13 protein-coding genes are annotated in these 14,847 nt (G+C 72.6%); 3 read left to right on the forward strand and 10 right to left on the reverse strand.

Going from position 1 to position 14,847, the window contains the following annotated elements; translation table 11 throughout:
• Positions 1 to 2: 2 nt before the first annotated feature.
• Together ACFV1J_RS09530 and ACFV1J_RS09535 are read right to left on the reverse strand one after the other, a co-directional pair.
• Positions 3 to 908: a ribonuclease Z gene (locus ACFV1J_RS09530; protein WP_385856704.1), complete on the reverse strand. Its 906-nt coding sequence runs from the start codon at positions 906 to 908 to the stop codon at positions 3 to 5.
• A gap of 6 nt (positions 909 to 914) precedes the next feature.
• Positions 915 to 1,274 carry a histidine triad nucleotide-binding protein gene (locus tag ACFV1J_RS09535; RefSeq protein WP_385856705.1) on the reverse strand — a complete coding sequence of 120 codons (360 nt, stop codon included), beginning with the start codon at positions 1,272 to 1,274 and terminating at the stop codon, positions 915 to 917.
• Positions 1,275 to 1,425: 151 nt separating this feature from the next.
• Between ACFV1J_RS09535 and ACFV1J_RS09540 the strand changes: the two genes are divergently transcribed.
• Positions 1,426 to 1,857: an OsmC family protein gene (locus ACFV1J_RS09540; RefSeq protein ID WP_385856706.1), complete on the forward strand. Its 432-nt coding sequence runs from the start codon at positions 1,426 to 1,428 to the stop codon at positions 1,855 to 1,857.
• Positions 1,858 to 2,120: 263 nt separating this feature from the next.
• On the opposite strand, the gene ACFV1J_RS09545 is transcribed toward ACFV1J_RS09540, so the two are convergent.
• The 4 genes from ACFV1J_RS09545 to hrcA form a co-directional block, all read right to left on the reverse strand.
• Positions 2,121 to 2,864, reverse strand: coding sequence for a 16S rRNA (uracil(1498)-N(3))-methyltransferase (locus ACFV1J_RS09545; protein WP_385856707.1), 744 nt, complete (start codon positions 2,862 to 2,864; stop codon positions 2,121 to 2,123).
• The gene (locus tag ACFV1J_RS09550) at positions 2,861 to 4,081 is read right to left on the reverse strand and encodes a nitronate monooxygenase (protein WP_385856708.1); all 1,221 of its coding nucleotides are present in this window, start codon (positions 4,079 to 4,081) and stop codon (positions 2,861 to 2,863) included. The genes ACFV1J_RS09545 and ACFV1J_RS09550 overlap by 4 nt, the downstream gene beginning before the upstream one ends.
• Positions 4,082 to 4,456: 375 nt before the next feature.
• Positions 4,457 to 5,590, reverse strand: a complete 1,134-nt coding sequence (dnaJ, locus tag ACFV1J_RS09555) for a molecular chaperone DnaJ (protein WP_030815828.1) — start codon at positions 5,588 to 5,590, stop codon at positions 4,457 to 4,459.
• Positions 5,591 to 6,607, reverse strand: coding sequence for a heat-inducible transcriptional repressor HrcA (gene hrcA, locus ACFV1J_RS09560; protein ID WP_030415169.1), 1,017 nt, complete (start codon positions 6,605 to 6,607; stop codon positions 5,591 to 5,593). It abuts the gene before it with no gap.
• Between the two features lie 194 nt (positions 6,608 to 6,801).
• Here hrcA and ACFV1J_RS09565 point away from each other — a divergent pair, with 194 nt between their 5' ends.
• Positions 6,802 to 7,539: an MBL fold metallo-hydrolase gene (locus ACFV1J_RS09565; protein WP_385856709.1), complete on the forward strand. Its 738-nt coding sequence runs from the start codon at positions 6,802 to 6,804 to the stop codon at positions 7,537 to 7,539.
• A gap of 68 nt (positions 7,540 to 7,607) precedes the next feature.
• Positions 7,608 to 8,441, forward strand: coding sequence for a DUF3097 domain-containing protein (locus tag ACFV1J_RS09570; RefSeq protein ID WP_385856710.1), 834 nt, complete (start codon positions 7,608 to 7,610; stop codon positions 8,439 to 8,441).
• On the opposite strand, the gene ACFV1J_RS09575 is transcribed toward ACFV1J_RS09570, so the two are convergent.
• From ACFV1J_RS09575 to ACFV1J_RS09590, 4 genes are all read right to left on the reverse strand, one after another.
• Positions 8,419 to 9,012: a Uma2 family endonuclease gene (locus tag ACFV1J_RS09575; protein ID WP_385856711.1), complete on the reverse strand. Its 594-nt coding sequence runs from the start codon at positions 9,010 to 9,012 to the stop codon at positions 8,419 to 8,421. The genes ACFV1J_RS09570 and ACFV1J_RS09575 overlap by 23 nt on opposite strands.
• Positions 9,013 to 9,093: 81 nt before the next feature.
• Positions 9,094 to 10,326 (reverse strand): radical SAM family heme chaperone HemW, encoded by a 1,233-nt coding sequence (hemW, locus tag ACFV1J_RS09580; protein WP_385856712.1) that lies wholly within the window; start codon positions 10,324 to 10,326, stop codon positions 9,094 to 9,096.
• Between the two features lie 75 nt (positions 10,327 to 10,401).
• A complete protein-coding gene (locus tag ACFV1J_RS09585; RefSeq protein ID WP_385856713.1) occupies positions 10,402 to 12,738 on the reverse strand; it encodes a SpoIIE family protein phosphatase in 2,337 nt (778 codons plus the stop codon).
• A 193-nt stretch (positions 12,739 to 12,931) separates the two neighbouring features.
• Entirely contained in the window at positions 12,932 to 14,821 is a 1,890-nt protein-coding gene (locus ACFV1J_RS09590; protein WP_385856714.1) for an AMP-dependent synthetase/ligase, read from the reverse strand.
• Positions 14,822 to 14,847 lie beyond the last annotated feature (26 nt).

Here is a 14,847-nt window from a genome sequence, read left to right on the forward strand (position 1 = left end):
GCTCAGCGTCGCTTGGGCACGGGCACGCGCATGAGGTCCTTGGCGATCGTCAGCTCACCGTCATAGCCCGCCGCACGGGCCTGCCGCGCGAACTCCGTGGGATCGTCGTACCGCTGCGAGAAGTGCGTCAGCACCAGATGCCGCACCCCGGCCCGCACCGCCACCCCACCGGCCTGCCTGGCCGTCAAGTGACCGTGATCGGCGGCGAGTTGGGCGTCGTCGTCCAGGAACGTGGACTCGATGACGAGCATGTCCACGCCCTCCGCGAGCGCCTCCACGCCCGCGCACATCCGGGTGTCCATCACGAACGCGAACCGCTGGCCGGGGCGGTGCTCGCTCACCTCGTCGAGGGTGACGCCGTTCAGTTCGCCCTCCCGCTGGAGGCGTCCGACGTCCGGCCCGGTGATGCCGTGCTCCGCCAGCCGCTCCGGCAGAATCCGGCGGGAGTCCGGCTCCACGAGCCGGTAGCCGTACGACTCGACCGGGTGCGACAGCCGCCGCGCCTCCAGGGCGTACGAGGCACAGCGGTCCAGCTCCCCGTCGGCCGCGACCGGCCGCTCGACCAGCCGGACGGTCTCGCGGTAGGCCGTCGCGTAGCGCAGCCGCTCGAAGAAGTGCTGCCCGCTGGCCGGGAAGTGGGCGGTGACCGGGTGGGGCACCCGGTCGAGGTTGATCCGCTGGATCACCCCGGCGAGCCCGAGCGAATGGTCGCCGTGGAAGTGGGTGATGCAGATCCGGTTGAGGTCGTGGGCCGCGACCCCGGCGCGCAGCATCTGGCGCTGCGTCCCCTCGCCGGGGTCGAAGAGCAGCCCCTGGCCGTCCCACCGCAGCAGATAGCCGTTGTGGTTGCGGTGCCGGGTGGGGACCTGGCTGGCGGTGCCGAGGACGACCAGTTCACGTACGGACATGGCTGGTTATCCGGGGGGCCACTGGAGGCCGCGGCCGCCGAGGACGTGCAGATGGGCGTGGAAGACGGTCTGGCCCGCGCCGGAGCCGGTGTTGAAGACCACCCGGTAGCCGGTGTCCTCGACCCCGTCCCCGGCGGCGACCTCCCGGGCCTCACGCATTATGTCGGCGACGACCTGCGGTTCGGCGGCGGCGAGGGTCGCGGCGTCCGGGTGGTGCACCCTGGGGATGATCAGGACGTGCGTCGGGGCCTGCGGGTTGATGTCGCGGAACGCGACGGTGGTCTCGGTCTCGCGGACGATGGTCGCCGGCACCTCCCCGGCCACGATCTTGCAGAACAGGCAATCGGCCTGCGGTTCTCCCGCCACCGTTGACTCCTCCCAGCTCATCCCTCATACGCACGGTGCGCACGGCCTCGGATGCTACCGGGCGAGCCGTGTGGGGCGTCGCAGCGACGGGGGGACCGGGATCACTAAGCTGGCCTTGATCGCTTTCGCCCACAACCGGGAGTTATGCACCATGGCAACCACGCGCACCGCCAAGACCCACTGGGAAGGCAACCTCCTGGAGGGCAAGGGCACCGTCGCCCTGGAGTCCTCCAAGGTCGGTACGTACGACGTGAACTGGCCCGCCCGCGCGGAGCAGCCGAACGGCGTGACCAGCCCCGAGGAGCTGATCGCGGCGGCGCACTCGTCCTGCTACTCCATGGCCTTCTCGCACGGCCTGGCGGGCAAGGGCTTCACCGTCGAGGCCCTGGACACCCAGGCCGACGTCACCTTCCAGCCCGGTGAGGGCATCACCGCCATCGCACTGACCGTCAAGGCCCGGGTCCCCGGCCTGTCCGAGGAGGACTTCCAGGCCGCGGCCCAGGACGCCAAGAAGAACTGCCCGGTGAGCCAGGCGCTGGCCGGCGTCAAGAACATCACGCTGGCGGCCGAGCTGCTGAGCTGACGGGCTCCCTTGTCGTGAACGGCGGTGCGCCGACGGGTCGTTGAGACCGGTCGGCGCACTGTGGTGTGTGGCGACGGCGGGGGGTGGGTGGCCGTTACGGGGTGAGCCGGGGCTGGGTGGCCGTTACGGGGTGGGCGGGCGCCGCGTGGCGGGCTCAGATCCCCCGCTCGATCATATCGATGACGTGCTGGCCCGCGTCATTGATGGCTCGCGGGCTTGCGGGCTTGCGGGCCTCGGCGGGCTCGCGGGCGTACGGGCCGGGCTCAGCTCCAGCGGCCCGTGCGGCCCAAAAGGAGGGCGGTGGCCGCGGTGCCGGCCGTGGAGGTACGCAGGACGGTCCGGCCCAGGCGGTACGGCTTGGCGCCGGCCTCGGCGAACAGGACCAGCTCCTCCGGGGAGACCCCGCCCTCGGGCCCGACGACCAGCACGATCCGGCCGGTGGCCGGGAGTTCCGCGGTGGCGAGCGGGGCGCTGCCCTCCTCGTGGAGCACGGCCGCGAAGTCGGCGTCGGCGAGCAGGGCGGCCACCTGCTTGGTGGACAGCGGGTCCGCGACCTCCGGGAAGGTCAGCCGGCGGGACTGCTTGCCCGCCTCACGGGCCGTGGCCCGCCACTTGCCGAGTGCCTTGGCGGCCCGTTCGCCCTTCCACTGGGTGACACAACGCGCCGCCGGCCAGGGCACGATGGCGTCCACCCCGGTCTCGGTCATGGTCTCGACGGCCAGCTCGCCCCGATCGCCCTTGGGGAGCGCCTGGACGACCGTGATGGTCGGGTCCGGTGCCTCCTCGGTGCGTAGCTCGGCGACCGCGACGGTCAGCCGGTCCTTGCCCTCGGCGGCGGCCACCGTGCCGTAGGCGCCGGTCCCCTGACCGTCCGTCAGCACGACCTCCTCGCCGACCCGCAGCCGGCGCACCGACACCGCGTGCCGGCCCTCGGGCCCGTCGACGGTGACCGTGCCGCCCGCCCGTACGTGCGCGAGCGACTCGACGAGGAATACGGGCGCGGTCATACGGCGCCCCCGGAGGCCGACGAGTCACCGGTTCCGGCACTTCCGGTTCCGGGGCTTCCGGTCCCGGTTCCGGCACTTCCGGTTCCCGTGGCGCCGATCGCGGCCCCGAAGCCCATAGTTCCGGTCCCGGTCCCGGCTTCCGTAGTGCCGTTGCGGCTCAACGCCGCCCGTGCCGCGTCGAGTTCGGCCACCAGGACCTCCACCAGCCGGGCGGCCGGCATCTCCCGGGCCAGCCGGTGCCCCTGGCCCGCCCACAGGTTCAGGCCCTGCGCGTCGCCGGCCTTGGCCGCCGCCTTGCGCACCGTCGACGTGAGGTAGTGGACGGCGGGGTAGGCGGCCGGCGCGTACGGGCCGTGCTCCCGCATGAAGCGGTTCACCAGGCCGCGGGCCGGTCGCCCGGAGAACGCCCGGGTCAGCTCCGTATGGGTGAAGAGGGGGTTGGTCAGCGCCTGCTTGTGCAGCGGATTGGCGCCCGACTCCGGGGTGGCGAGGAAGGCGGTGCCCAGCTGCGCCATGGTCGCCCCGGCGGCCAGCACCGCCGCGATCTGCGACCCGCGCATCAGTCCGCCCGCGGCGATCACCGGGATCTGTACGGCCTCGCGGACCTGGCCCAGCAGCGCCAGCAGGCCCAGCCCCGCGCCCGTCCCGTCGGCGTGCGGATCGTCGCGGTGGGTGCCCTGGTGGCCGCCGGCCTCCACGCCCTGCACACAGACGGCGTCCGCGCCCGACCACTGCGCGGCCTGGGCCTCGGCCGCCGTGGTGGCCGTGACGACGGTGTACGTGCCAACCCTGGCGAAGGCGTCGAGGACCGCGCGCGAGGGGCAGCCGAAGGTGAAGGACACCACCGGAACCGGGTCCTCGCGCAGGATCGCGAGCTTGGCCTCGTAGCCGTCGTCGGTGGGCTCGTCGGTGTCGCCGAGCTCGGTCTCGTACCACGTGGCCTCGCCGGCGAGCTGCTCGCGGTACGCCTCGACGGCGGAGTGGTCGGCGAGCGACGGCTGCGGCATGAAGAGGTTGACGCCGAAGGGCCGGTCGGTCAGCGACCGCAGTTGCTTGATCTCCTGGTACATGCCGTCGGCGGTCTTGTAGCCGGCAGCGAGGAAGCCGAGACCGCCGGCGCCACATACGGCGGCGGCCAGTTCGGGTCCCGATCCGCCTCCCGCCATGGGGGCCTGCACGATCGGATAGCGGCAGAGATCGGTCAGTGCGCTGGGCATGACCACATCGTGTCACGGGAGGTGCCAACACCGGTCATCAGGGGCTCGGCGCGTGGGATGGGGCCGGGGGTGCGGGTGGGGTGCGTGGGGGTGCGCGGGGTGGGGCGTGCGCAGGGACCATGGGCGGGGGCGGCTGGCGGGGTCCGGAGGGCGGCGGGCCTTAGGGGTTGGGCGAACAGATCCCGTAGGGGTCACGAGCGCCCCCTGCGGGGCCACAACGCCGGGGTGCCCGGCGGATATTCCCGCCGGGCACCCCGCGTCATGACTCACGCACGTCATCGCTCACACGCGTCATCACTGCGTCATCGCTCAGGCGCGCCCTGGTCAAGCGCGCCCCGGCTCACGCCCGCGCTACCGCGCTACCGCCTTACCGCTCTACCGCCCGTTGAACGCATCCTTCAGGCGCGAGAACAGTCCCTGCTGGCCCGGCTGGAACTGGCCCGTGGGGCGTTCCTCGCCGCGCAGCTTGGCGAGCCGCCGCAGCAGCTCCTCCTGCTCCGGGTCGAGCTTGGACGGGGTCTGGACCTCGACGTGGACGATCAGGTCGCCCCGGCCGTTGCCGCGCAGATGGGTCACGCCGCGCTGGTGCAGCGGGATCGACTGGCCGGACTGCGTGCCGGGCCGGACGTCGATCTCCTCCACCCCGTCCAGCGTCTCCAGCGGGCACTTGGTGCCCAGCGCCGCCGCCGTCATCGGGATGGTGACCGTGCAGTGCAGATCGTCGCCGCGCCGCTGGAAGACCGGGTGCGGCAGCTCGTGGATCTCGACGTAGAGGTCGCCGGCCGGGCCGCCGCCGGGGCCGACCTCGCCCTCGCCGGCGAGCTGGATCCGGGTGCCGTTGTCGACACCGGCCGGGATCTTGACGGTCAGCGTCCGGCGGGAGCGGATCCGGCCGTCGCCCGCGCACTCCGGGCACGGCGTCGGCACGACCGTGCCGAAGCCCTGGCACTGCGGGCAGGGACGGGACGTCATGACCTGGCCCAGGAAGGACCGGGTGACCTGCGAGACCTCACCGCGGCCGCGGCACATGTCACAGGTCTGCGCCGAGGTGCCGGGGGCGGCGCCCTCGCCGCTGCAGGTCGTGCACACCACGGCGGTGTCGACCTGGATGTCCTTGGTGGTACCGAAGGCCGCCTCGTTCAGCTCGATGTCGAGCCGGATCATGGCGTCCTGGCCACGGCGGGTACGCGACCGCGGACCGCGCTGCGAGGCGGTGCCGAAGAACGCGTCCATGATGTCGGAGAAGTTGCCGAAGCCGGCGCCGAAGCCGCCCGCGCCACCGCCACCGGCCTGCGAGAGCGGGTCCCCGCCGAGGTCGTAGACCTGCTTCTTCTGCGGATCCGACAGGACCTCGTAAGCGGCGTTGATCTCCTTGAACCGCTCCTGGGTCTTCGGGTCCGGATTGACGTCCGGGTGCAGCTCGCGCGCCAGCCGACGGAAGGCCTTCTTGATCTGGTCCTGCGAGGCGTCACGGCTGATGCCGAGGACCGAGTAGTAATCGGTGGCCACTTACGACTCCGCGAGGATTTGTCCGACGTAACGTGCCACTGCGCGTACCGCTCCCATCGTTCCGGGGTAGTCCATGCGGGTCGGTCCGACCACGCCGAGTTTGGCGACTGCCTCGTCGCCCGAACCGTAGCCGACCGTGACGACCGATGTGGACGTCAGGCCTTCATGGGCATTCTCATGCCCGATACGTACGGTCATGCCCGAGTCCTTGGCCTCGCCGAGGAGCTTGAGCAGCACCACGTGCTCCTCCAGCGCCTCGAGCACCGGACGGATGGTCAGGGGGAAGTCGTGCCCGAAGCGCGTGAGATTGGCGGTGCCGCCGATCATCAGCCGCTCTTCGGTCTCTTCCACCAGAGTTTCCAGCAACACCGACAGCACTGTCGAGACCGTGCCGCGGTCGTCCTGTTCGAAGGACTCCGGGAGATCCTGCACCAACTGGGGCACATCCGTGAAACGGCGTCCCACGACCCGGCTGTTCAGCCGCGCCCGCAGGTCCGCCAGTGAGGTCTCCGAGAACGGCGTCTGGCAGTCGATGAGCCGCTGCTCGACCCGCCCGGTGTCGGTGATCAGGACGAGCATCAGCCGGGCCGGGGCCAGCGCCAGCAGCTCGACGTGCCGGACCGTGGACCGCGTCAGGGACGGGTACTGCACGACCGCGACCTGCCGGGTCAGCTGTGCCAGCAGCCGGACCGTGCGCCCCACCACGTCGTCGAGGTCGACCGCGCCGTCGAGGAAGTTCTGGATCGCCCGCCGCTCGGGGCTGGACAGCGGCTTCACACCGGCCAGCTTGTCGACGAAGAGGCGGTAGCCCTTGTCGGTCGGGATCCGCCCGGCGCTGGTGTGCGGCTGGGCGATGAAGCCCTCTTCCTCCAGCGCCGCCATGTCGTTGCGGACGGTCGCCGGGGAGACCCCGAGCTGGTGGCGCTCCGTGAGGGCCTTGGAGCCGACCGGCTCCTCCGTCCCGACGTAGTCCTGGACGATGGCGCGCAGCACTTCGAGCCTGCGTTCACTGAGCATCCCGCGCACCTCCAGCCGGCCGTCGCCGTCTCGTCTGTCTCCTGGCACTCACCTGGGCCGAGTGCCAGACCCTGAGCCAGTGTACGGCCGGGTAGCACGACCACGGCAAGGGTGACCGCGCGGAGCTCTCACCTGATGACCGGGTTCGGGCGATCTGCCGGGCAACGCTATCGCGATGGAGCTAGCGTCTCGGTATGCGCACGACTTGGGAAGAGGCCGGGTGGGAACGGCTCGGTGACGGTGTCGCCAGGCGCCGTATGCCGGGCTGGGACGAGACCGTGGGGGTGATCGCCGGGTCGGCCGGCGTCATGATCGTCGACACCGGCGCGACGCTCCGCGACGGCGCGGATCTGCGCCGGTCGATCCGCGGTGTGCTGGGCCGGGAAGTGACGCATATCGCGCTCACCCACCCGCACTTCGATCATGTGCTGGGCACCGCCGCCTTCGCGGGCGTCGCGGTGTTCGGCGCGACCGGCCTCGCCGAGCTGTTCCGCCGCGACAAGGACGCGCTGCGGCACGACGCGATCCGGCACGGCGTCGACCGGGACGCCGCCGCGGAGGCCGCCGATCTGCTGGTCGTGCCGCACCACCACGTCCACGGCCAGCTGACCGTCGAACTCGGCGACCGGCAGGTGCTGCTCGCCAACGTCGGGCCCGGCCACACCGCCCATGACCTGGCCGTCCTGGTGCCGGGCCGGCACGGCGACCCGGAGATCGTCTTCTGCGGTGACCTGGTCGAGGAGTCCGGCGAGCCGAGCGCCGGGCCCGACGCCCTGCCCCGGCAGTGGCCCGCCGCACTGGACCGGCTGCTGGCCCTCGGCGGCGAGGACGCGCGGTACGTGCCCGGGCACGGCGCCGTGGTCGACGCCGCGTTCGTCCGGGCCCAGCGCGACGCCCTGGCGGCCCGCTTCGGGGTCCCGCCGTCCGTCTGACCCGCAGCACGCCCGTTTCCGTACGGAACCGTCTCCCCGACAGCCCCTCTCCCCGATAGAACAGGCCCATGCAGAGCAAGCGCTACAGCCCCGACCTCACCCCGCCCTGGAAGAAGCAGCGGCCCGCGCCGGAGGTCCCGGCCGACCCCGATCTGGTCGTCGAGGAGGTCGGCACGGGCTTCTGCGGTGCGGTGATCCGCTGTGAGAAGACCGCCGAGGGCCCGACGGTCACCCTGGAGGACCGCTTCGGCAAGCACCGGGTCTTCCCGATGGTGCCGCGCGGCTTCCTCCTGGAGGGCAAGGTCGTCACCCTCGTCCGCCCGCAGAACCGGCCGGCGCCGAGCGGCCCGGCCCGTACGGCATCGGGTTCACTCGCCGTCCCCGGCGCCCGCGCCCGGGTCGCACGCGCCGGGCGCATTTACGTGGAGGGCCGGCACGACGCCGAACTCGTCGAGCGGGTCTGGGGCGACGATCTGCGCATCGAGGGCGTCGTCGTGGAGTACCTGGAGGGCATCGACGACCTCCCGGCGATCGTCCGCAGCTTCTCCCCCGGCCCGGACGCCCGGCTGGGGGTGCTGGTGGACCACCTCGTACCGGGCTCGAAGGAGTCCCGGATCGCGGCCGAGGTGACGGGCGAGCACGCGCTCGTCGTCGGCCACCCCTACATCGACGTGTGGGAGGCGGTGAAGCCGTCCTCGGTGGGGATTCCGGCGTGGCCGTCCGTGCCGCGCGGGCAGGACTGGAAGACGGGCGTGTGCCGGGCGCTGGGCTGGCCGGAGAACACGGGCGCGGCGTGGCAGCGGATCCTGTCGTGCGTGCGGTCGTACAAGGACCTGGAGCCGCAACTCCTGGGGAGGGTGGAGGAGTTGATCGATTTTGTTACGGTCGGCGGTGCGGCCTGACGCCCTTATAGGTCCCAAACTCGCTGGTGTCCAGCTCCATACCGAGCAAGGGCAGCGGAAGGGGCTCACCGAACTTCGTGATCTGTTGGGTCCGGTAGTCCGCCTCATCGCCCGCACCGACAGGCTGAGTGAGCAGGACGCAGTGGGCGACAACAGGATCGATGATCAAGTACGCCGGCACCTTCCCCGCAGCGTAGATCGAGCGCTTGATTCCGTAGTCATGATCGACGCTGGTCTTGGAAACGACCTCGATGACTGCCGCGAGCACCGCGGACGGAAGCGGCCCGGATTCCGGACGGTCATCGCGTGCCAGCACCACCAGATCCGGCACGGGTTCGCTGGCCTCCCCCGGGATCGTGACGTCCTGCGTCTGGAGACGCATCCAGGCCTGCCTGGGAATCTGGTCCTGGACCGATTCGACGATCTCGTTGTGGACGAGATCGGGCGTCGCCATCATCACGATGTTCCCCCTGAGAAGCTCGACCTTGACGCCCTCGGGAACCTCCAGGTTTTGGAAGAACTGGGTCATCCGGTGATCATCCACAGCGGTCATCTCCGTGGCCCTCCACATCCCGCCGCGTTCACTGTGAAGGCAGCTTAAGGACAGCGTAGGGGCGCCTGCCGCCCCTACGCACGGCTTCACCCCGAGTGATCAGTCCACCAGATCCCGCACCACCGCGTCGGCCAGCAGCCGCCCCCGGAGTGTCAGAACGGCCCGCCCGGCCGAGTACGGGACGGGCTCCAGCAGCCCGTCGGCGAGGGCCGCCTTCGCCGCCCGGGCGCCCGTCGGGGCGAGGAGGTCCAGCGGGCAGCCGTCCGCGAGGCGCAGTTCCAGCAGGATGCGTTCCACCCGGCGGTCCTCGTCGGTGAGGATCTCGCGGCCGGCGCCCGGGGAGCGGCCCTCGGCCAGGGCCTGGGCGTACGCGCCGGGGTGCTTGACGTTCCACCAGCGGACTCCGCCGACGTGGCTGTGCGCGCCGGGGCCCGCGCCCCACCAGTCAGCGCCGGTCCAGTACAGCTCGTTGTGGCGGCAGCGGGCGGCTTCGGTGGTGGCCCAGTTGGAGACCTCGTACCAGGAGAGGCCGGCCGCGGTGAGCCGCTCCTCGGCGATGAGGTAGCGGTCGGCGTGCACATCGTCGTCGGTCATCGGGACCTCGCCGCGGCGGATCCGGCGGGCCAGCTGGGTGCCCTCCTCGACGATCAGGGCGTAGGCGGAGATGTGGTCGGGGCCGGCGCCGAGCGCGGCGTCGAGCGAGGCCCGCCAGTCGTCGTCGGACTCGCCGGGGGTGCCGTAGATCAGGTCGAGGTTGATGTGCTCGAAACCGGCGGCGCGGGCCTCGCCGACACAGGCCTCGGGGCGGCCGGGGGTGTGCGTGCGGTCGAGGATCTTCAGGACGTGCTGCCGGGCGCTCTGCATGCCGAAGGAGATCCGGTTGTAGCCGGCCGCGCGCAGCTCGGAGAGGTAGCGCGGGTCGACGGAGTCGGGGTTGGCCTCGGTGGTGATCTCGGCGCCGGGCGCCAGGCCGAATTCCTCCCGGATCGCGGCCAGCATGCGGCCGAGGTCGGCGGCCGGGAGGAGGGTCGGGGTGCCGCCGCCGACGAAGACCGTCTCGACCGGGCGGGGGTCGTCGCCCAGCACCTTGCGGGCCAGCCGGATCTCGTCGACGACGGTGTCGGCGTAGTTGTCGCGGGAGGCCAGCGCCCCGCCGGAGCCGCGCAGCTCGTTCGCGGTGTAGGTGTTGAAGTCGCAGTAGCCGCAGCGGGTGGCGCAGTACGGCACGTGCAGATAGAAGCCGAGGGGCCGGCCGGCCGCCGCCGCCAGCGCATGACCGGGCAGCGCCCCGTCGTCGGGCATCGGCTCACCATCAGGCAGTGCGGAAGGCATGGGAACCATTGTCCGTCATCGCACCGACAACGCGGCTCCCGCAGGGGCGGGAGACCCGTAGGGCCCCGGTGATGGCTACGTCGGGCCGCCGACCGCCTGGAGGACGAGCAGGGCCAGGTCGTCGTCGGGCGGCTCGGGCGCGAAGGCGTGCACGGTGGTGCGGAGGTGCTCGGCGAGGGCGGTGGCGCCCAGCCCGGCGCCGGCGGCGAGCGCGGTGGCCAGGCCGTCCTCGTCGTCGAACAGCCGCCCGCCCGAGCGCCGCTCGGTGACCCCGTCGGTGACGCACAGCAGCGTCTCCCCCGGGCGCAGGTCGAACGATTCGCTGACGTACGCGGCGTCCTCGACGACCCCCAGCAGCATCTGCGGTGCCGCGACGGTACGGACCGCGCCGTCCGTGCCCAGCACCAGCGGCAGCGGGTGACCGGCGCTGGCGAGGGTGCACCGGGCGCCGCCGGCCCCGTCCGGGTACGGGGCGATCTCGCCGTAGAGGAGGGAGAGGAAGCGGGCCTGTTCGCCCTCCTCGCGGATCTCCACCGGTGCCTCGGCCCCGGCCCCGGCCGCGGCCACCGCCGCGGCGACCGCGGCGACCGAGTCGGCGGCCTCCCGGGCCATCGTCTTGTTGAGCCGGTCGAGGACCTCCGCGACGCCGAAGCCGTCCCGGGCCAGCAGCCGCAGCACCGGCCGGGCCAGCCCGGTCACCGCGGCCGCCTCCGGGCCGCTGCCGCAGACGTCGCCGAGCGCGAAGCACCAGCGGCCGTCGCCGGCGTCGAAGAGGTCCCAGAAGTCGCCGCCCGCCCAGGCGCCCTCGCGCGGCTCGTAGACCACCGCCGACGCCACGCCGGGCACCTGGGCCCGGCCCTGGGGCAGCAGCCGGCGTTGCAGGACCTGGCTGATGCGCTCCTGGCGGCTGTACGCGCGGGCGGTGGCCACCGCGCGGGCGACCCGGCGGCCCAGGTCCTCGATCAGCCCGACGACCTCGTCGGGGAAGCGCGGCAGTCCGCCGCGGCCGAGCAGCAGCGTGCCCAGCCGGCGGCCGCCGGCGACCAGGGGGCAGGCGAGCGCGGCACCGCCCGGCTCGTCGTCGTCGGAGCCGTCCCCGGCCGGGAGGACGTGGCTCAGCAGGAGGCGACCCGGCGCGTCCGGCAGGCCCTGCGCCGGCACCTCCGGCAGGTCGTGCCCGCCCAACAGGTGGTCGCGCGGGTGGTCGGCGTCCGGGGGGCCGTGGTGCCGGCGCTCACCGTCCGGGTCGTGCGGCCAGGGCCAGGGGACGGCGACGGGGGCGGCGCCCGGCGGGACGTCGCCCCGGAAGTCCGGCGGCTGTTTCTCCAGCACGGCACGCAGGATGTCGATCCGGCTCTCGCTGCTGTGCCAGACGCGGGCCAGCCGCTGCTCCTGGCCGCCGGTCGCGATGCCCCGGCCCGGGGCGCCGCCGTCGCCGTCGTGGAGCCACACCGCGCACCAGTCGGCGAGCCGCGGAACGATCAGCTGGGCGGCGAGCGCGGCGACCTGGTCGGCGTCGAGCTGGCCGGAGAGCAGGTCGGAGGCCTCGGCGAGGAAGGACAGCGCACCGTTGTCGCCCCGGTCGGTGTCGAGTTCCTGGCGGTCGGCCCGGCGCGGGGCCGGGGCGAGGAGTTCGGCGGCCCGCAGCCCGCGCTGGAGCACCTCGTCGGCGTACGCGGCCGCGGCGTCGTCGTACGAGGCGGGGCCGGTGGTGGCGTCGTACGGGCCCGCGGGCGCGTCGGTGGCGTACGGGCGGGGGCTGTCGTACGGCGTTCCCTCGTGCCGCGCCTCCCCGTATGGCGACTCGTCGTACGGCGCCTCCTCGTAAGGCGGCCCGTCGAACGCGGTCTCCGGCAGGGGGCGGGCGGCCGGCTCCGGGGCGGGCAGCGGCAGGCGGAACCACACGGTCTTCAGGTCGCGGCGGTAGGTGATGCCCCAGGATTCGGCGACCGCGCTGATCAGCTGCAGGCCGTGGCCGCCGCTGTCGTTCCGGGCGGTCTCGTCGCGGGCGCGGATCGGCTGGGTGGGGTGGCGGTCGGAGACCTCGATGACGACGGCCGGCACGGGGACGTCGTCCGGGTCCGGCTCGGCACCCGGCTCCGGCTCGGCCGCGGGGTCCAGCCGGCAGCGCAGCTCGATGGTGGTGCCCGCGTGCACCACCGCGTTCGTCACCAACTCGCTGACCAGCAGCACCGCTTCGTCCACGAGCCGGTCGGTGAACCGTTCGGTGCCGGGCAGCCGCTGGGCCGCCCACTCGGCGAAGGCCGAACGGGCGAACCGCCGGGCGGCGGCCGCGGCCTGCGGATCACCGGGCAGCCCGGCCCGCCGGGTGCGGGCGGCGGGGAGCCCGGGACCGGTCGTCGTGCGCGTCGCCCTGACGTCGTCCCGTGGAGACGAAGTTGTCGTCCTCATTGAGCAACTCCCGAACAGCTCCGCTGCGGCGCCGGATGCGCCACCGACAGAGTGACAGAAAGAGCGCGCCCATAAGCAATGAGTCACGGAAGTGGGCGGTCGGAGCCGTCAATTCGGCTGACGCGCCGGAGGAGTTGGCCGAGCGGGGCGGGCCGGTGGCCCACCCCGCGCGTGCGCCGCGTCCGGCGGGCGGTTACGACTCCCGGGTCCCGGCGTACATCTCGTCCAGCAGGTCCTTGAACGCCCGCTCCACCACCGGCCGCTTGATCTTGAGGCTCGGGGTCACCTCGCCGTGCTCGATGTCCAGGTCGCGCGGCAGCAGCCGGAACTTGCGGATCTGCTGCCAGCGCTGCAGCCCCTCGTTGACCCGCTCGACATAGCCGTCGATCAGCTCACGGACCTGGTCGGTCGCGACGACCTCGGCGTACGTCTTGCCCGCCAGGTCGTGTTCCGCGGCCCAGCCCATGATCGTCGGCTCGTCGAGGGCGATCAGCGCGGTGCAGAAGTTCCGGTTGGCGCCGTGCACCAGGACGTTGGAGACGAACGGACAGAGCCCCTTGAACTGGCCCTCCACCTCGGCCGGGGCGATGTATTTGCCGCCCGAGGTCTTGATCAGGTCCTTCTTGCGGTCGGTGATCCGCAGATAGCCGTCCGGGGACAGCTCGCCGATGTCGCCGGTGTGGAACCAGCCGTCCTCCTCCAGGACCTCGGCGGTCTTCTCCGGCAGGCCGTGGTAGCCCTGCATGATGCCGGGGCCGCGCAGCAGGATCTCGCCGTCCTCGGCGATCCGGACCTCGGTGCCCGGCAGCGGCTTGCCGACCGTGCCGGTGCGGTACGCCTCGCCGGGGTTGACGAAGCTGGCGGCGCTGGACTCCGTCAGGCCGTAGCCCTCCAGGATGTGGATGCCGGCGCCGGCGAAGAAGTAGCCGATCTCCGGGGAGAGCGCGGCCGAGCCGGACACCGCGGCCCGCAGCCGGCCGCCGAACGCCTCCCGCAGCTTGGTGTAGACGAGGGCGTCGGCGATCTTGTGCTTGGCGCCGAGCGTGAAGGGCACGGAGGCGTTGCCGGTGCGCCGGAAGTTGTCCTGCGAAATCTTGGAGTACTCGCGGGCCACTCCGGCCGCCCACTGGAAGATCTTGTACTTGGCGCCGCCGCCGGCACGCGCCTTGGCCGCGACACCGTTGTAGACCTTCTCGAAGATCCGCGGGACGGCGGCCATGTACGTGGGCCGGACGACCGGCAGATTCTCGATGATCTTGTCGACCCGGCCGTCCACCGCGATCACATGGCCGACCGCGATCTGCCCGGCGGTCAGCACCTTCCCGAAGACGTGCGCCAGCGGCAGCCAGAGGTACTGCACGTCCTCCTCGGCGACCATTCCGGTGGCCTGGATCGCCCGGGCCATGTACGCCCAGCAGTCGTGCGGCAGCCGTACGCCCTTGGGCCGGCCGGTGGTGCCCGAGGTGTAGATCAGCGTCGCCAGCTGGTCGGCGCGCAGCCCGGCGACCCGCTCCTTGACGCACTCCGGGTGCTTCTCCAGATAGGCGTTGCCGCGCTTCTCCAGGTCGGCGAGGGAGAGCACCCACCCCTCGGGGTCGTCGGGGTCCGCCTCGGCGTCGGCCGCGTCGATGACGACGACATGCGCCAGGTCGGGCAGTTCGGCACGGCGTTCCCGTGCCTTGGCGAGCTGGCCGGCGTCCTCGGCGATCAGCACCCGGCTCCCGGAGTCGGCCAGGATGTAGGCGGTCTCCTCGGCGTTGGTGCTGGGGTAGACCGTGGTGGTGGCGGCGCCGGAGCACAGCACCCCGAGGTCGGCGAGGATCCACTCCACGCGGGTGTTGGCGGCCAGCGCGACCCGCTCCTCGGGCCGTACGCCGAGCGCGATCAGGCCGGCGGCCACGGCGTAGACCCGGTCGGCGGCCTCCGCCCAGGTGATGGCCTTCCAGTCGTCCGGACCCTGGCCCGAGGCGGGAGGGACCGGATGGCGATAGGCCTCGATGTCGGGAGTGGCCGCGACCCGCTCCAGGAAGAGGTGTGCCACCGAAGGCGGCCGGTTTTCGATCAGCGTGTGGGTGTCCGTCACGGCGTCCTCCGGGGCCCGCTTCATTG

The organism is Streptomyces sp. NPDC059649 (assembly GCF_042734445.1).
Taxonomy (GTDB): Bacteria; Actinomycetota; Actinomycetes; order Streptomycetales; family Streptomycetaceae; genus Streptomyces.